The organism is Myxococcus sp. AB036A, assembly GCF_006547355.1.
Classification (GTDB): domain Bacteria; phylum Myxococcota; class Myxococcia; order Myxococcales; family Myxococcaceae; genus Myxococcus; species Myxococcus virescens.
On record NZ_VHLC01000094.1, the window covers coordinates 1 to 17,536 of the forward strand.

At 69.7% G+C, this 17,536-nt stretch carries 13 protein-coding genes; 5 read left to right on the forward strand and 8 right to left on the reverse strand.

The annotated features are described in order from the left end of the window. Window positions 1-320 precede the first annotated feature (320 nt). Window positions 321-1,229, reverse strand: a complete 909-nt coding sequence (truB, locus tag FL344_RS29625; protein WP_141620895.1) for a tRNA pseudouridine(55) synthase TruB — start codon at window positions 1,227-1,229, stop codon at window positions 321-323. 293 nt (window positions 1,230-1,522) lie between these two features. On the opposite strand from truB, the gene FL344_RS29630 reads away from it, so the two are divergent. Together FL344_RS29630 and FL344_RS29635 are read left to right on the forward strand one after the other, a co-directional pair. Beyond that, entirely contained in the window at window positions 1,523-3,220 is a 1,698-nt protein-coding gene (locus tag FL344_RS29630; protein ID WP_141620896.1) for an LVIVD repeat-containing protein, read from the forward strand. A 71-nt stretch (window positions 3,221-3,291) separates the two neighbouring features. Beyond that, window positions 3,292-4,929 (forward strand): hypothetical protein, encoded by a 1,638-nt coding sequence (locus tag FL344_RS29635; protein ID WP_141620897.1) that lies wholly within the window; start codon window positions 3,292-3,294, stop codon window positions 4,927-4,929. A gap of 10 nt (window positions 4,930-4,939) precedes the next feature. Here FL344_RS29635 and FL344_RS29640 read toward each other — a convergent pair whose 3' ends face one another. The 6 genes from FL344_RS29640 to FL344_RS38695 form a co-directional block, all read right to left on the reverse strand. Further along, a complete protein-coding gene (locus tag FL344_RS29640; protein ID WP_141620898.1) occupies window positions 4,940-6,967 on the reverse strand; it encodes a response regulator in 2,028 nt (675 codons plus the stop codon). Further along, window positions 6,964-8,316, reverse strand: a complete 1,353-nt coding sequence (locus FL344_RS39435; RefSeq protein WP_228565472.1) for a hybrid sensor histidine kinase/response regulator — start codon at window positions 8,314-8,316, stop codon at window positions 6,964-6,966. Before FL344_RS39435 ends, FL344_RS29640 begins: the two co-directional genes overlap by 4 nt. Further along, the gene (locus FL344_RS39440; protein ID WP_228565473.1) at window positions 8,220-9,479 is read right to left on the reverse strand and encodes a PAS domain S-box protein; all 1,260 of its coding nucleotides are present in this window, start codon (window positions 9,477-9,479) and stop codon (window positions 8,220-8,222) included. The genes FL344_RS39435 and FL344_RS39440 overlap by 97 nt, the downstream gene beginning before the upstream one ends. Beyond that, entirely contained in the window at window positions 9,476-9,853 is a 378-nt protein-coding gene (locus FL344_RS29650) for a response regulator (protein ID WP_141588504.1), read from the reverse strand. Before FL344_RS29650 ends, FL344_RS39440 begins: the two co-directional genes overlap by 4 nt. A gap of 141 nt (window positions 9,854-9,994) precedes the next feature. Beyond that, a complete protein-coding gene (locus FL344_RS29655) occupies window positions 9,995-11,632 on the reverse strand; it encodes a PQQ-binding-like beta-propeller repeat protein (RefSeq protein ID WP_194863305.1) in 1,638 nt (545 codons plus the stop codon). Between the two features lie 95 nt (window positions 11,633-11,727). Further along, window positions 11,728-12,174: a hypothetical protein gene (locus tag FL344_RS38695; RefSeq protein ID WP_194863306.1), complete on the reverse strand. Its 447-nt coding sequence runs from the start codon at window positions 12,172-12,174 to the stop codon at window positions 11,728-11,730. 386 nt (window positions 12,175-12,560) lie between these two features. Between FL344_RS38695 and FL344_RS29660 the strand changes: the two genes are divergently transcribed. Further along, window positions 12,561-14,192, forward strand: coding sequence for a PAS domain-containing sensor histidine kinase (locus tag FL344_RS29660; protein WP_141620899.1), 1,632 nt, complete (start codon window positions 12,561-12,563; stop codon window positions 14,190-14,192). Window positions 14,193-14,238: 46 nt separating this feature from the next. On the opposite strand, the gene FL344_RS29665 is transcribed toward FL344_RS29660, so the two are convergent. Continuing rightward, the gene (locus FL344_RS29665; RefSeq protein ID WP_194858212.1) at window positions 14,239-14,691 is read right to left on the reverse strand and encodes a helix-turn-helix domain-containing protein; all 453 of its coding nucleotides are present in this window, start codon (window positions 14,689-14,691) and stop codon (window positions 14,239-14,241) included. Window positions 14,692-14,911: 220 nt separating this feature from the next. Between FL344_RS29665 and FL344_RS29670 the strand changes: the two genes are divergently transcribed. Together FL344_RS29670 and FL344_RS39965 are read left to right on the forward strand one after the other, a co-directional pair. Beyond that, a complete protein-coding gene (locus FL344_RS29670) occupies window positions 14,912-16,072 on the forward strand; it encodes a serine/threonine-protein kinase (protein ID WP_141620914.1) in 1,161 nt (386 codons plus the stop codon). Between the two features lie 90 nt (window positions 16,073-16,162). Beyond that, on the forward strand, window positions 16,163-17,515 hold the full coding sequence (locus FL344_RS39965) for a protein kinase (RefSeq protein WP_194863307.1): 1,353 nt from the start codon (window positions 16,163-16,165) through the stop codon (window positions 17,513-17,515). Window positions 17,516-17,536: the final 21 nt, after the last annotated feature.

The following is a 17,536-nucleotide window of genomic DNA, read 5'->3' on the forward strand; positions in this document are numbered from 1 at the left end:
GTGTATAAGAGACAGGGCCAGGCCCCCCGTGCTTCGAGCCCCGCTCCGTGCTGGAGCGTGATGTCCTGTCCTATTGCGCGTGGCGTGCCACACACGGGTCCCGGTGGGCACACCTGAGCGCCCCAAGTCTTTTCAATGGGTTATGGATTCGGGTGCCCTTTTCACGGGGCTGTGCGGGGTGGTGACAACTGTCATCACCGGTGACAACCGTCATCACCGGGACGGCTCCCAGGTGGTGACTCTTGTCACCGGTGGCCCATCCCGGGCGGGGCACGTGACACCTTGGCAACGGCGGGGCGGGGCTTGCTTCCCGCGCGGGCCTACAGCCCTCCGCGCAGCTCCAGCTCGCTCCACAGCGCGCCGTCGCGCTCCCGTAGCAGGAAGGCGAGGCGCCCCTGGTGGAAGCCCCGAATGGGGGCCTCCGGGTCCGGGAAGCCGGAGGGCAGCGCCCAATCCGCCGGCCGGAGGCCGCTCGCGGGGACGGGGCGCTCGCGGCGCAGCTCGCCCACCTCCGCGTCCGTGAGCGTCCGCACGCGGGCCCAGGGCAACAGGTCGCGTCCGTGCAGCCACACCCGCTGCTCCGGCTCCGGGTCCTCCCACGGGCCAATCGCCGTGCGCCGCAGGGTGGACAGGTGCGCCCCGCAGCCCAGCGCGCGCCCCACGTCGCGAGCCAGCGAGCGCACGTAGTAGCCCCCACGGCAGCTCAGCCAGAGGCGACTGGCGCGCGGCAGGTCATGGGACAGCCAGCGCGCGGCGTGCAGGTACACGCGCGAGGGCGGCAGCTCCACGGCTTCTCCCCGATGCGCCTTCCGGTAGGCGGGCTCGCCCCCCACCTTCTTCGCGCTGGTGGCCGGAGGCACCTGCTCCCGCCAGCCCACGAAGGACGCCAGCGCCGCGTCCAGGGCCCCGGGCGTCAGCGCCGCCGTGTCTCCCTGGAGGACGGGCCGGCCGTGCAGGTCCCCCGTGTCCGTCTCCGTGCCCCAGACGACCTCTGCCTCGTAGACCTTGGGCACGGCGTGCAGCGTTTCGAACAGGCGCGGCGCCTGCCCCACCAGCACCAGCAGCAGCCCTTCCGCGAAGGGGTCCAACGTCCCGCCGTGGCACACCGGTATCCGCTTGCCCGGCTGCGCGGCCTTCGCCTCCTCCATGAACCGCTGCACCACCGAGAAGCTCGTGGCGCCCACCGGCTTGTGGACCCGGTAGATGCCCGGACTCAGTTTCCCTCCCACCGCGACCCTCCTGTGGCCTCCCACCCTACCCCGGCCGGGAGTGCGGTGGCGGAAGGTGGAACTCCCGCCATGTCCGCAATGAAAGACAATTCATGTCGTGCGCCGGGGCTCCGCGCGCTCGCAAGGCCAGGACCATTTCCCGCCTAAAAAACAAGCAACGGCTGCATTGCCCGTCCTTTGGCATTCACCTGGCAATCATCTCGAATCGGGAACGCCATGACAGGCGTATGCCTGCGTGCAGGTGCAGGACGGCCATCCCCGCAGTGCCTCGCATTTCCCCATGAGGTGTCTCCATGACGTCCCCGCTTCGCCCGGGCTGGGTCCTGCTGTCCGCCCTGACCCTGCTGCTGTCCACCACCACCGGCTGTGATGACGACCCGCCTCCGCCCGTTCCCGACGCGGGACAGCAGCCCACGGACTCCGGCACGGGCGCGGGTTCCGAGGACGCGGGGCCCGAGGCGCCCTGGGATGGGGGCTACACCGTGCTGGACGACCCCGGTGACTGGATTGACCGGGGAGCGTTCTCCGCGTGCCGGTTCACCGTGGAGAACCCCAGCCTCGAGGCCTGTGCGGATCCAGCGAACTTCGACATGTCGTCCTGCAACGCGGACCAGCTCGCCGCGGTGGAGCAACACGGCATCTATGTGGGCGACGGGCGGTCGGAAAGGCGGCTCGCGGATGGGGGCACGTCCGTCACGCCGGGCAGCGCCGCCTTCCAGCTCTTCGCGGATGGGGGAACCGACAAGGTGTTGGGCCTTCCCGTCACCACGCGGAAGACGACCGGCGGCACCTTCTTCCTCTCCGGCAGACAGTCGAATCCCTACACCGGAGAGCGCGTCGTCTCGCTGGCGGGCTGTGAGACGCCCAGGCCCGACGTCATCACCGGCTGCTATGTCCGTTGCACGGAGACACCCCGGTCCTCCACCCGGAGCACGGGCACCTTCGAGGCCGAGCGGGCGGAACGGCGCGGCGAAGCCGAGTCGTCCGGTGGGATGCGGCTCGTCGCCGAGTCCTTCGTGGACCTGGGCGTACCGGTGGATGTCTACGTCACCCACGGCCACGCCTATGTGGTGTCCGCCAACCGGGCAGGCCGCTTCGGCGGGCTCACCGTCTTCGACGTGAGCGACCCGGCACATCCCTTCTTCAAGGCCTCCATCAGCCTGCCGGGCGACTCGTATTGGAACGGCGTGTGGGCGAAGGGCGACGTGCTGTATGTCGCCAGCGCCGACACCGGCGTCTCCGTTTTCGACATCTCCAACCCGGGGTCACCGGAGTTCATCCGCAGCCTGCCGGACAACGGCTCCTCCAACGTGCACACCGTCCTGGTGGATGGGGACCGTCTGTATGCGTCCGACATCACCGACTTCGTGGGCAGCACCCGCGTCTACGACATCAGCGCGCCGCTGGCGCCCGTCCTGCGGCAGGTCATCACCCTGACCGAGAGCTCGTCGCTCGGCGGGCCCCATGACTTCTTCGCGTACGAGGGCCGCCTCTATCTCAGCAATGCGTATGGCGGTTACTCCATCGTGGACGTCACCGACCTGGAGAACGCGCGCCACCTGGGCCAATACATCTACCCGGGGTTCGGTGGCTTCGCGCACCACAGCGCGGTGGGTACCTTCGCGGGCCGCACCATCGCCTTCGAGGGCGGCGAGTTTCCGGGTTCGCACCTGCGCGTGCTGGACGTCACCGACCCGGCGAACATCGTGAAGATTGGCGAGCACCGCATGCGGTACTCCACCTCCATCCACAACATGATTCTCAAGGGCGAGCGGCTGTACGTCGCCTGGTATCACGAGGGCGTGCGCGTGCTGGACGTGGCCAACCCCACCCAGCCCCGGCAGGTGGCGCACTTCAACACCTTCAGGGAGACAGACCCGCACCGGACGGACGGCGCCTTCGAGGGCGCCATTGGCATCCGCGTGCCCGGGGATGGGTACGTCTACGTCGTCGACACGTCGCGCGGGCTGCTCATCTTCAACGAGCCGTGAGCCAGCAGGGGGCGTCACTTTGCGGCGCTCGCGATGGCTTCTATGCTGAAACACAGAGCGCCCGCGAAACGATGCGGGCGCCCCTTCTCCTCCTCCAGAGGCTGCACCTCATGTCTGTTCGTGCCGCGCGCCCGCTGCTGGCGCTTGTTTGCGCCGTTTCGTTGTCCGCCTGCTCCTCCTCGGAGCCCACGCCGCCGGAGCCCACGCTACCGACCTATAACGGCCCCTGGGAGGTGCTTCCGGAGCTGGGGGAATGGGTGGACCCCGGAGCCTTCGAGTCTTGTCCCGCGCAGACGTCCCAGGCGGCGTGCAACGCGCCGGAGACACTGGTGATGCCAGACTGTGACTTCGGCTCGCTCGCGGGCCTGGAGCGGCAGGGCGCCATCTACCGCGCGGAAATCCGGTACGAGACCCAGGTGCAGCCCGGCACCGTACGAGTCCTCCCGGAGAACGGTGGTTTCCAGTTCGATGCCTCGGGCCAGCCCATGTCCATCATGGGACGCAAGCCCCATGCAGCCACCATGAATGGCGAGCGGTTCTTCATCTCCTCAGAACCCACGAGCCAAACCGGGCTCCAAGACCGGTACACGTTCATCGGCTGTCACGCCCAGGGGCCACGGAGCCTCACCGGCTGCGTTCTCTGGTGCCGAGGCAGCACCCTGCGCCATAGCGGTAGCTTCCGCGCCGAGCGCATGACGTGGCGAGAGGGCGAGCCCGAGTCCGCCAACCTCCAGCTCCTGTCCGAAATGCCCGTGGGCCTGGACACGCCTGTGGACGTGTATGTCACCCATGGCCACGCCTATGTCGTGGCCATCGACCGGCGAGGCGTCGGCGGCGGCCTCGCCGTCTTCAACGTGAGCGATCCCTACATTCCCGTCCAGCAGACGGTCATCCGATTCGGCCATAGCGACTACTGGAATGCCGTGTGGGCTCGAGACAATGCGCTCTACGTCGGCAGCGCTCGCTCCGGCCTGCTCGTGTTCGACCTGGCCGACCCGCGGTTGCCCGCCTTCGTGCGCAACCACCCCAGCGGTGGCAGCCCAGTCGACGTGCACACCCTCTTCGTGGATGGAAACCGGCTCTATGCCATGTCGCCATCCCACAAGCAGACGCTCATCTTCGACATCACCCAACCGCTGGAGCCTCAGCTCCTCACCCGCTTCACGTATCCCAGAAGTGTGGGCTATCCGCATGACGCCTTCGCGTATGAGGGGCGCCTCTACATCAACCACCTCGACGATGGCTTCCTCATCGCAGGGCTGGACGGCGAGACACCGGAGTTGCTCGGCCGCTACATCTATCCCCATGTCTTCAGCCACGCCAACGCGGTGGGTACCTTCAATGGCCGCACCGTGGCCTTCGAGGGCGGCGAGACGATGGGCGCCCATATCCGCGTGCTGGACGTCACCGACCCGGCGAACATCGTGAAGATTGGTGAGTACCGCCTGCGCGGCCTCACCTCCGTCCACAACATGCTGCTGGTGGGCACGCGGCTCTACGTCGCGTACTACCATGAGGGCGTGCGCGTCCTGGACGTGTCCAATCCCTCGCAGCCTCGCGAAATCGCGCACTACAACACCTTCCGGGAGTCAGACCGGAACCGCACAGACAAGCTGACCGACGGCGCCATCGGCATCCGCGTGCCGGGAGACGGCCGCATCTATGTGGTGGACACGTCGCGCGGGCTGCTCATCTTCAACGACCCGTGAGCCCTGGGACTCACGCCTCGATGCGGTTGCGGCCGTTCTCCTTCGCGCGCAGCAACCGCGCGTCCGCGGTCCGCAGCAGCGACTCCACCGTGTCGCCGTCCCCCGGCGACACCGCGATGCCCGCGCTGAAGGTGACGTGGAAGGGCTCGCCGGTGTCACCGTCGAAGGTCATGTCCGACAGCTCCGCCGCGGTGCGAGCGAGGATTTCCGAGGCGCTGCCCGCGCTCTCCCCCAAGAGCCCCACCACGAACTCCTCGCCGCCCCAGCGGCCGCGCACGTCCTCGCGGCGGAAGCGCGCGCCCAGCAGCCGGCCCAACCACATCAACACGCGGTCCCCCGCCAGGTGGCCGTAGCGGTCATTCACCCGCTTGAAGTGGTCCACGTCCAGGAAGCACAAGGCCAGCGGCTTTCCCTGGCGCCGTGACTCGGCCAGCCGGGCGCGGAGCCCGTCCAGGAAGGGCCGGCGCAGCAGCAGGCCCGTCAGCCCATCCCGCTCCGCCCGCTCGCGAGACAGGCGCGTGCGCTCCAACCGGGCCTGCACGCGCGCTCGCAACTCCTCGCGCAGCACCGGCTTGGAGAGGTAGTCATCCGCCCCCGCCTGGAAGGCTGCCAGCCGGAACTCCAGCCCCAGGTGCGCGGTAATCAGCAGCACCGGCAGCTCCTGCCACTCCGGCGTGGAGCGCAGAATGCGGCACAAGTCGAAGCCGCTGGGCCCCGGCATCTGCACGTCCAACAGCAACAGGTCCGGCCGGTGCTGCGCCAGCGCCTCCATCAGCCCGTGCGCGTCGTTCAGCCCCACCACCTCAATCTGGTCGCTGGCGAGGGCCTGCGTCAGCGCGGCGATGGCGTCCGGGTCGTCATCCACCACCATCACCCGCGCGCGCTCCGGGCGGCGCGCCGCCACCATGCGCTCGGCCGCGGCGGAGAAGTCCCGCACGGTGAAGGGCCGTGGCAGGAAGAGAGACGCCCCCGCGTGCGCCGCCGCCACCCGTTCCTCCAGCACGTCCCGGGCACCCGTGACGGCCAGCGGCAGCACGGGCAGGCTCTCCTCCGCGCGCAGCGCATGCGCCACGGCCAGGCCGCCCAGTGGGCCGCCCAGGTCCAGGTGGACCAGCACGCCATCCACCCACTGCCGCCGCGCCACCTCACACGCCGCGTCCGCCGTGCGCGCCGTCACCACGCCCACGCCCACGCCCACCTGGCGCCCCATGCGCTCCGCTTCGGCCAGCAGCTTCGCGTCCTCGTCCACCACCAGCAGCACGCCCTCGGAGGACTGCGGCGGCGCGGTGGCGGGCTTCACCGGAACGGAGGCCGCGGCGGCCAGCGTGCGGAAGGATGCGTCCAGCGCCGCCACATCCACGGGCGCCCCAGCCCGGGCCGGCAAGAGCACCGCCTCCAACTGGCCCGCCCGGATGCTCACCTCCGCGAAGCCGTAGCTGCCCGCGGTTCCGTGCAACTTGTGGACAACCGTGTAGGCCTCCTCCAGCGCCGCCGCGTCACCCCCGCGCCCGCGAACGAGCAGCGCCTCCAGCGCCGCCACCTTCTCCTTCAGCCGGGCGCCGTACTCCGCGTTGAGCGCCGCGAGGCTGGCGGCCAGGTCGTCCACCTCCACGTCCACGTCCTCCGCCTCCTCCAGCGCCTCGGGCGGTGGCGGAGGCGGCAGGGCGGGCGCGGGGAAGAGCTGGTTCACCCAGACGAGCAGCTCCTCCGGCTTGTAGGGCTTGTGGATGATGCGCACCACGCCCAGTTGCCGCGTGAGCAGCTCGTGGCTCTTCAAGTCCTTCCAGAAGGCCGAGGCGAAGAGGATGGGCAGCTTGGGCTGCGTCTTGCGCAGCTCGCGAATGAAGTCCGCGCCCGTCATGCCCGGCAGCAGACCGTCCACGATGGCGGCGTCCACCGGCACGCGCGCGAGCACGGCCTGCGCCTCCGCCGCGCTGCGCGCGGGCTCCACACGGTAGCCCTTCTCACGCAGGAAGGTGCCCACCAGGGACTGCAAATCCTTGTCGTCCTCCAGGAACAGGAGCGTCCTGCTGCTCATGAGAGGTGTGCCTTTCTCGCCAGCAGGCCGTTGAGGAGGTCACGCACGGAGGAGACCAGCTCCTCTTCCGACGCGCGCGACTTGGTGAAGTGCCGGGTGATGCCCAGGGTGAGCTGCCGCTCATCCATGCGCGTCAAATCCCGGCCCGTGAAGACGATGAGCGGCGTGGCGCGGCCCTTGCCTTGACGGAGGATGTCGACGACCTCGAAGCCGTCCAGGCGCGGCAGGCCAACGTCCAGGACGATGAGGTCCGGTGTCGTCTCGCGCGCGAGTTCCACCGCGCTCTCGCCGTCCGCCGCCTCGAACACTTGCACGCCCAGCCGCTCCATCTGCGCGCACAGCGTGCGCCGGGTGCTGGCGTCGTCATCCACCACCAGCACGCGCGCCTGGCCCGGCTGCCGGGTGGCGTAGCGCAGCGACTTGAGCAGCCGTGACTCTTCCAACGGCCGGGGCATCCAGTCCACCCAGTGCGGAACGCCTTCCGCGTCCTCCGAGCGGCCGGACAGCGCCAGCACGGGCAACTCGTGCGTGCGCGGCTGTTCGCGCAGGCGCCGCACCCAGTCCAGCGCGTGCCCTTCCGGAAGCCGCATGTCCACCACCAGCGCGTCCGGCAGGGCCGTGTCCAGATGCTTCGCCGCCTCGATGAGGCTGGTGGCGCGCACCACGCGGTAGCCTTCGTGCGCGAGGAGCCCGCCCAGCAGCGACGCCAGCTCCGCGTCCGCCGTGGTCACCAGCACCTCATGGCGGGACGCGTCCTCGGGGATGACGGGCGGCGGCGTGACGGACGCGGGCCGGGCCGACTCCAGCGTGAAGGTGAAGGTGGAGCCCCGGCCCTCCTCGCTCTCCACGGTGATGTGGCTGCCGTGCTGCTCCACGATGGCCTGCGAGATGGCCAGCCCCAGCCCCGTGCCTCCCTTGGAGCGCGTGTCCGAGCTGTCCAGTTGCTGGAAGCGGCCGAAGAGGCGCGCACGCTGCTCCTGGGAGATGCCGGGGCCCTGGTCCACCACACTGAAACGCACCCGCCCGTCCGCCTCTTCCCCCACGCGCACCGTCACTCCCGCGCCCTGCGGGGAGAACTTCACCGCGTTGGACACTAGGTTGGTGAGCACCTGCACCAGCCGGTCCCGGTCCGCCTTCACCTGCGGCGTGCCTGTCACCTCGGCGTGGAGCGAGACACCCGCGCCATCCGCCATGCCGCGGACGCTCGCGAAGGTGGACTCCACCAGGTCCGAGCATTCCGGCGTGGAGACCTTCAGCTCCAGCTTGCCCGCCTCCATCTTCTCCAGGTCGAGGATGTCGTTGATGAGGCGGATGAGGCGTTCGGTGTTGGTGCGAGCGATGCGCACCATGTCCAGATATCGCCCACGATGCCACCCTCCAGCAGGCCCAGGGAGCCGCGGATGGAGGTGAGCGGCGTGCGCAGCTCATGGCTGACGGTGGAGATGAACTCGTTCTTCATCCGCTCCACCGCCTTGCGCTCGGTGATGTCGCGCACGAAGACGGTGTAGCGAGGCGGACCTTCTCCGGGCACGCGGACGATGGTCAGCTCCGCGGGGAAGGTGCTGCCATCCCTGCGCAGGCACGGGGACTCCAACCGCGTGGCCTGCCCCGACGCGGTATTCCGCCCCGCGGCCAGCACCTTCTGGCGGGCACCATCCGGCAGCTCCGCCGGGAGCGCCACGGAGAGGAAGTCGCGGCCCACCACATCCGCGGCGACCACCTGGAAGGTCTTCTCCGCCGAGGGGTTCAGCTCCAACAAGTCCCCGCCGCCGTCCAGCAGCAGGATGCCGTCCGGAGAGGCCTCCAGAATCGCGGCCTTGCGTGCCTCGCTGGCGCGCAGCCCGTCGTTGGCGGCGGACAGGGCACGGGTGCGCTCCTCCACCCGCCGCTCCAAGTCCGTGTTGAGCGCGGCCAGGTCGGCGGTGGCTCGCGACAGCCGCACCATCACCACCAGCACGTAGGCCACCAGCGCCAGGGAGACGATGAAGAAGATGATGCGCGAGCGCTCGTTGCGCGCCTGCGTGCGCTCGTAGAGCTCCAGGTAGGTGTTGATGAGGCGCTCCGCCCGCGTGCTGACGGTGCCCTCCAGCAGGGCCTGGACGGCCGCGTCCGCCGCTTCCTTCTCACCCCGCGCGTCCGCGGCGCGGGCTCGCTCCAGCAGCGCGGCACTCTCCTCCAGCGCGCTGACGAACAGGTCCAGCGCCGCGTTCATCGTGCGCCGGTCCATGGCGGACAGGAAGGAGGGGAACTGTCGCAGCGCGTCCGCGCGGGCCCTCAGCGCGGTGAAGTCCTCCGGGTCCGAGCCATGGAGCGTGCGCAGGCCCATGCGTTCGCGCAGCACGTCCATCTCCAAATCACCGCTGGCCACGCGCAGGTGCCGCAGCGCGCTGCGGTAGCGGTCATTGTCGGAGGTGGCCCACGGACGGCCCATGGCGAACAGGCCGCACAAAAGCAGCAGCGCGCCCGCCGCCAACACGCCCGAGCGACGGGAGAGGCGAAGCCCCTGACTCACCCTGGCACCAGCTCGCGAATCTCCTGGGGCAACGTCATCGGGTCGAAGGGCTTCCCGATGACGCCCAGCGCGCCCAGCTCCAGGTAGCGGGCGACCTCCTGCTTCTGGATTTTCGCCGTCATGAAGATGATGGGCGTGTGCGCCGTGGACGCCTCGGCGCGCAGCCGGCCGAAGGTGGTGGGCCCGTCCATGCCCGGCATCATCACGTCCAGCAAGATGAGGTCAGGCTTCTCCGTGCGGGCCTTCTCCAGGGCCTCCGCGCCAGACGCGGCGAGCACCGTCTGCCATCCCCCCACACGGCTGAGGCTGAGATTGCCGATGGTGCGGATGTCATCTTCATCGTCAACGAGCATCACCTTGCGAAGGGTCGTCATGGCTGAGGCCGGACTCTACCAGGGCGGCTGTGCCCGGAAGCGGGCGCACCGGCGTCAGGGATTGGCCCTTCTCGTGGAACAGTCCGTTACCGGCCACCTGGTGATGCAGCGGGGAGACGTGGTCTCCGCGCGGAGAGGGCGCTACGGCACGCCCGTGAGCACGCGCCCGTCGTACACCCGGATGAAGCCCCCGTCCTGGTCCCAAATGGCGCTGAAGCCACCGGTCACCACGACATGACCTCCCGGGGTGAGCGCGAGGCCGCTGATACGGACCGGGCCTCCGCCCCCTGTGCTCCCCTCGACGTAGGTCACCGGGCCGAGAGCGCGGGTCGTGAGGTTCATCGCCGCGAACCAGCCTCGACCAATCTCCGTTCCGCCGTCGAGGAGTTCGTGCCCGCCGATGAGCAGCGTGCCGGAGGGCGAGAAGGTCTGCAGGGTGACCACGCCCGGCACGTTCGAGACCGCCGCGTTCCACTGCGTCATCCCGTTCGCACCAATCCACCGCTGGGTGAAGCCCTCGGTGGTTCCGTCCCCGGGGGAGAGGGTGCTCGTCGCGCCCTCGGCGTTGACGGCGAAGAGGTTCCCGATGTCCTGAGTCTCCCACCGGATGGCGCCCTCGGCGCTGTACTTCCGCAAGTAGGACTTCACGAACACCGACTGCCCGGACGTCGCGTCCCGGTTGTGCACGCTGCCGGCCAGATAGACCTCACCCTGGGCATTCACCGCCAGGCCCCAGGTGTAGTTGAACTGGCCCTCATTGAAGAGCAGGCTCCAGCGCTCGGCAGCCTGCGGCGAGACGGCGATGAGCTTGAGTTGACGCGCGATTTCATGGTTGCCCAGGCTCAACAGCACGTAGACGTGCCCGCTGGCGCTCACCGCGAGCTCGGGCCAGCTGGGATTCTCGGCAGCCACCAACGCGGTCCACAGCACGTGCCCGCTCGGGTCGTACCGGGTCACCCGCCCGGAGGAGTCCACCACGTAGGCATTGCTCGCGCCATCCAGGGCCATCGCCACCCCGTCGCTCAGGGAGACCGACCAGAGCACCTCCCCGGTGCCGCTGAGCCGCTGCAACTGCCCGGCCTCCAGGACGACGATGTCACCACCGGCCGAAACCGCCACGCTCCGCGGATGAGCGCCCCGCCGCGCCTCCCACCGCAGGAGGGAATCGAGCGCCTCCAGGGAGACGACCTTCGTCCCGTCGATGACGAGCGAGCAGCCGCCGCCCGCCACCACGACACAGTCTCCGCCCCAGGTCGGAATCCCCGCCGGCGCGGTCCGGAGGGTCACCTGCGCCTTGCGGACAGGCACCTTGCACGGCTCGCCGCAGAACCAGCCTTCCTCCTCGGCCATCACGTGCGCTCCGTCACCGGGCAGGCTCCGCACCTCCACATAGCCGACGCCCATGCCCTTGAGGACCGCACTGTCCACATCGGGAGCGCCCGCCACCTCGAGGCGGGCCTCGCTCGGCCCCGCCAGCCGGGGCGAGAACCGCACCCGCACCTCGCACTCCATGCCCGCGTCGAGGAAGCGCTCGCAGGTGTTGGCGGCGATGGTGAACCCGCTGCCCTCCACCTTGACGGACACGGACTCCACCGCCGACGGAGACGCATTGCGAATGGTGACGAGATGCTCGGGGGAGACCTGGCCCACCTCCTGCTCACCGAAGTCGACCGTCTCCCGGTCGATGATGAGCACGGCCGGCTTCCGTTCGTCGTCGGAGCACGCGGCGGAAAGGACAGACGCGCTGAGCAGCAGGGAGAGCAAAGGCTTGCGAAGCATGCGCGGCCTTCTAGGTGAGCCCCTGTCCGCGTGACAAGTGACTCCCCCTGGACCCACCTCGCGTGGAGCCCGCACAGACGGTGCGCCTGTGTCTGTCATTGGGCGTCGCCTGGCTCCGCCACGCAGTGCCCCTGCTTGCAGCGGGGCACGAAGGATGGGTAGGCACACTGGCCGGTGCTGGCGCAGATGGGAGACTCGGTGCAGTAGCGCAGCACCTCCTCGGCGGCCCGCGTCGCGAACTCCGCGCGGCTGGCGGTGTTCACCATCGCCGGGGGGCACTCCCCATAGCCCGTGCACCGGCCGTTGACGGTGACGGCCACGCAGTCACTGTCCTGCTGGCAGCTGTCGCGCTCCGTGCGCAGGCTCTCCAGCGCGCAGTGCACCGTCTTCAAGCGCGGGCAGTTGTAGTCCTCGTTGGCGCACCCCGGATACGTGTACGTCTCCTGGGGATGCAGGGGCAGTGTGCCCTCCGTGGAGTCAGTCCCATCCGCACGGCAGCCCAGCCACAACCCCACGAACAACAGCAACGCCAGCTTGCGCATCCGCATCTCCATCTGTGTCGTCGACCCCGGCCCCGCATCCTCACCAGAAGGAGCCGCGTCTCCAATCGAAGGTTGCCGGGTGCGTTGGATTGCCACGCCCTGGCCTGAACGGTTGTTCAAGGCGCTCACACGCAGCGGCACCCGCGGAACAGCCAAGACAACGAACGGGAGCGCCCCTGCGCACCTTGGCGGGTCCAGCGCGGAAGGCGAGCGGGCGGACGGGCGGACGGGTGGACGTAGCGGCCCCCCAGGAAGGCGTTCGACCGTGAGCCGCCAGAAAGACGCCTGTTCGTTGACTCCTGGCGGCTCCAGACTCCTTGTGACGCGGTGGACGCATCCGCGCTGTCGACTCAATCCACCCGGGCCGGGGTACGGAGGAGACACATTTGGGTGGGGCTGAGACAGCCGGAGACGCGCGCTACCAGGAGCTGTTCAACGGAGCGGATGTCTCCCTCTGGGAAGAGGACTTCACCGCCGTTTCGGCCGCGCTCGACGACCTGCGTGCCTCCGGCGTCCAGGACCTGCGTGCCTGGCTCGCGGCGCATCCCGGGTTCGTGATGGAGGCCGCGGAGTGGGTGAAGGTCGTGGATGTGAACGAGGCCACGGTACGCCTGCTCGAAGCGCGCACCCGGGATGAGGTGCTTCGCACCTTGTCCCTGTCCCGGTCCCACATCTTCGTTCCGGAGACGTCGAAGGCCTTCACCGCCGAGCTCCTCCTGCTCTGGGAAGGCGGCACGCGGCTGGAGCTGGAGACCGAGCTCCAGACCCTGGGGGGCCGCCGCATCGAGGTGATGCTCACCCTGACCCGGCCTTCGAGGGAGCGGAGCGACCGGGTCTTCGTCACCCTGCGGGAGGTTACCGCGCAGAAGGCGTCCCAATGGGCGCGCCAGGAGAGCGAGGCCCGCTTCCGGAACATGGCGGACCACGCGCCGGTGATGCTGTGGGTGACGGACGCCACCGGCCGCTGCATCTATCTCAGCCGGACCTGGTACGAGTTCACCGGACAGACGGAGGCAGAAGGCCTGGGCTTCGGCTGGCTCAAGGCCGTGCATCCCGACGACTCCGAGCGTTCAGGGACGGTGTTCCTCGGCGCCAACGCGCGGCGCAGCCCCTTCCGGCTCGACTACCGGCTGCGGCGCAAGGATGGTGAGTACCGGTGGGCCATCGACTCGGCCAGCCCCCGCTTCGGGCTGAACGGCGAGTTCCTGGGCTACATCGGCTCCGTCATCGACATCTCCGAGCGGAAGCAGGCCGAACAGGAGCGCGAGCGGCTGCTGGCCGCCATGGACGAGGCCATCCGGCTGCGCGACGAGTTCCTCACCGTGGCCAGCCACGAGCTCAAGACGCCGCTGACGCCGCTCAGCTTGAAGCTGCAGACGCTGACACGGGCCACCCAGGAGCAGCGCGGACCGGAGCTGCTGGAGCGGCTGCCCGCAGACCTGGAGGTCATGCAGCGGCAGGTGAAGCGGCTGTCGACGCTGGTGGGTGAGCTGCTGGACGTGACGCTCATCAGCAGCGGTCATCTGCGCCTGGAGCTGGAGCCGGTGGACCTGGGAGCGCTGGTCCAAGAGGTGGCCGCGCGCTTCGAGGGTGAGTCCCAGCGCACCGGGACGCCCATCCACGCGGAGCTGGACGAGGTGGTGGTGGGCCGGTGGGACCGGGCGCGACTGGAGCAGGCGGTGTCGAACCTCCTCTCCAACGCCCTCAAGTACGGCGTGGGTCACCCCGTCCGCCTACAGGTCGGCAGGACGGCGGAGCACGCCTGGTTCAGCGTCCGTGACGAAGGCATTGGCATTCCCCCCGAGGCGGTGGGCCGCATCTTCGAGAAGTTCGAGCGCGCCGTCTCCGAGCGACACTACGGCGGACTGGGACTGGGTCTGTACGTCACGCGGCAGAACGTCCAGGCCATGGGTGGAACCATCGACGTGCGAAGCACGCTGGGCCAGGGCGCCACCTTCACCGTGCGCCTGCCCTGCCAGATGTCCAGCGTGAACGCGGCGCGGGAAAAGGCGTCATGAAGCGCGCCCAGGCCGTGGAGGAAGTGCTGCGCGGCGGCGCTGAGCGCTAGCCCGTCGCCCGGCGCTTGCGCGCCGCACGCGCGGCGGGCTTCGCAGGGGCGGCGGGTGCCGGAGCCGCCGGCTGAGGCAGCACGGTGACGACGGCGTTCACCACCCGGGACACCGCGCGGAGCTGACCGGGCTCGAGCTCCCGCAGCTTGCGCGTCATGCGGCGCAGCTCCACCGGGTCTTCCTTCACCGCCTTGCGGGGCGTGACGGGCGCGCCGTCGGGACGGCCCACGCCCAGCAGCGTGTCCGCGGAGACCTGGAGCACGTCGCACAGCCGGCGCAGCGTCTGGGTCCGGGGCAGCATCTTCCCGCGCTCCAGGCGGCTGTAGACCTCCATGGCCATGCCCATGCGTTCGGCGACGTCGCTCTGGGTGAGGCCCAGACGCAGGCGGGCTTCACGCGCGGCGCGTCCCAGCACGGCTGCCAGCTTGTGGTCGACGGGCTCACGCATGACGGCCGAGGGTGGCACGCCCGCCGGGTCCTGCAAGTTTCCATCCGCCACCCTGGCGCATCCCCTCCCCTGAAACCTACCTCCCAAGTCAGGACACTACCTCAAAGGGCAGACGTCATGCTATGGACCTCCAAGGTTGAATCATGACGCCGCTTACAATGGCAGCCGCTGGAACCACGTCTGAATTGGACCTCCAAGGTCCCATGGGAGTTCATCCGTGATGCCGGGAGAGGACCTGCACCCGCTGATGCTCCAGGAGTCAGAGGAGGTGGGGGCCTTCCGAATCGTCCGGCGGCTGGCCACCGGGGGCTTTGGCGCCATCTTCCTGGCCGAATCCGAGACGCGCCGGCAGGTGGCGCTGAAGTTCGCGCTCCAGGGCCCCTCGGAGGAGGACTCGCCCGCGGCGGACGCGCGGACCTGGAAGGAGGTCCACGTCCTCATGCGCCTGGAGCACCCCAACGTCGTGGAGCTGCTGGGCTACCGGCGGTGGCCGGATGCGCGCGATGGCTACCTGGTCCTCATCATGGGTTACGTGGAGGGCCCCACCCTGTCCGAGTGGGCCCTGGCCGCGCAGCCCACGCCCCGGCGCGCGGTGCAGGTGTTCCAGCAGTTGGCGCTCACGCTGGATGCCATCCACCGCGCGGGCGTGCTCCACCGCGACATCAAGGGCAACAACATCATCATCCGCGCGTCGGATGGGCAGCCGGTGCTGGTGGACTTCGGCTCGGGGGACCATGCGTGCTCGCCCGTGCTGACCGAGGACACCCTGCCGCCGGGCACCCCCAGCTATCGCAGCCCGGAGGCCCTGCGCTTCTGGGCGCAGCCTCGGCCCGCGGGCTCGCGTTACGCGTTCGCGCCCACGGATGATCTCTACTCGCTGGGGCTGGTGCTCTACGAGGTGCTCACCGGGAGCTTTCCCTATCCGGCGCACCTGCCGCCCGCCGGGCTGCTGGCCAGCATCGAGTCCGGTGGCTTTCCCCTGCCCTCTGTCCGCAACCCGCGCGTCCCGAAGGCGTTGGACGCCATCGTGGCGCGCTTGCTGTCGCCCTCCGCGGCGGGGCGGCCTCCTTCGGGAGCGGCCCTGTTCGATGCGCTGGACGCGGCGCTGGCGGGCGCGGACTCGGCCTGGGATGAGCACCTGTTTCCGCCCCTCGCTCCCGAGGAGGCCATCACCGAGGAGGCGCTGGAGTTCTTCGACGGGGACGAGGAAGCGCGCGAGCTGCGCCACTGGATGCGTGTCCCGGAGCGAGCGCGCCCGCCAGCATCCTTCGCGCCGCCCACCGAGCCCGCCTCACCCTGGGCTTCGACGGAGGTCCGCGCGAGCACCTGGTGGCGGGACGCGCTGAAGCGACTCTGGGCCACGCTGCGCGCGTGGCGCTGAGCCGGCCCGCCACTCATTGGGAAGGGCCTGCGCGCCTGGCCCTCCGGGAAGTCCATTCACTTTCATTCAACCTCAGAGGTCCATGAGCCCATGATGACGCCTGACACGACGACCGAGGAGCTTCCTGGAGGTCCCCACAGGCCACGCGTGCTGTTCACCGTGGCCGGCACGGTGTTCGAGTTCGTCCGCAAGCTGGAGATGCGCTCCACGGGGGAACTGCTGATGTTGGCGCAGCGCCGCTACCGCAATGGCCTGAGCGGCCCGGTGGTGGTGAAGCGGCTGCGCAACCCCGCCACGTTCGTGGAGCGGCGACGGCTGGTGGAAGAGGTGGACCTCACGTTCCGGCTCAACCATCCCGCCATCGCCAAGGTGATGCTGCTGAAGCTCTACCGCGGCGCGCCTCACGTGGTGATGGAGTACGTGGAAGGACGTTCGCTGGACACGGTGCTGAACCTGGCGGCCATGCGGCGGCGGCCCCTGTCCGCGGAGTTCGCGGCGCACGTAACGGCGGAGGTGGCGGAGGCGCTGAGCCACGCGCACAGCCTCACGGATGAGTGGAGCCGGCCGCTGCACATCGTCCACCGGGACGTGAGCCCTCGGAACATCCGCGTGGGCGTCCATGGCGAGGTGAAGCTGACCCACTTCACGGTGGCGGCCTCGTCGCTCTCCGGGCGCGAGGTGACGAGCCAGGAGCTGGTGAAAGGTGACATCGCCTATGCCTCGCCCGAGGCCCTGCGGCGACGGAAGGTGGATGCCCGGTCGGACCTGTTCTCACTGGGACTGGTGCTGCTGGAGCTGCTGACGGGCCGGCACCCGTTGATGGTGGATGACCTGGCGCCCGTGCAGGAGTCGGAGCCGCTGGAGCTTCACGCGCAAGGGCCGACGTGGATGCCCGTGAAGGAGGTGGCGGCGCGGATGGCCCAGGTGGGCCCGGAGCAGGTGGAGCGATTGGCGGCGGGGGTCGCCGAGCCCCTGCGGCGCATCCTGCTGCGGGCGCTGCGGCAGAACCCCTCGGAGCGATTCCAGACGGGCGCGGAGATGGCGGAGGCGCTGCGCGCGTGGCTGGATTCGCAGGGAGGCCACCGGGGTCGTCAGGCCATCGCGCAGGAGGTGGAGCAGGCCGCCGTGGAGGCGACGGTCCGACGCAACCAGGCGGAGCTGCTCGAGGGCGGGCTGCATCCGGAAGGGCTGACCGTGGAGGAAGCGGCCCTGGCCGGAGAGCCCTCGTCCGAGACGCCCCTGGGCGAAGCCGCGGGGTCCGCGGTCCGATTGTCACAGGTGGCCGAGCTGACGCTGGAGGCGCGCATCACCCAGACGGTGGAACCCGCAGCGGACGCGCGGCACGCCGCCACCGAGGCACCGGACGAGGCACGCCCCGAGGCACCGGAGCCCCCTGACACGGCCCCTGAGTCCACGACGCCCGAGGAGCCCGACACACCGTGACGCGCGTGGCGTCATGGCGGG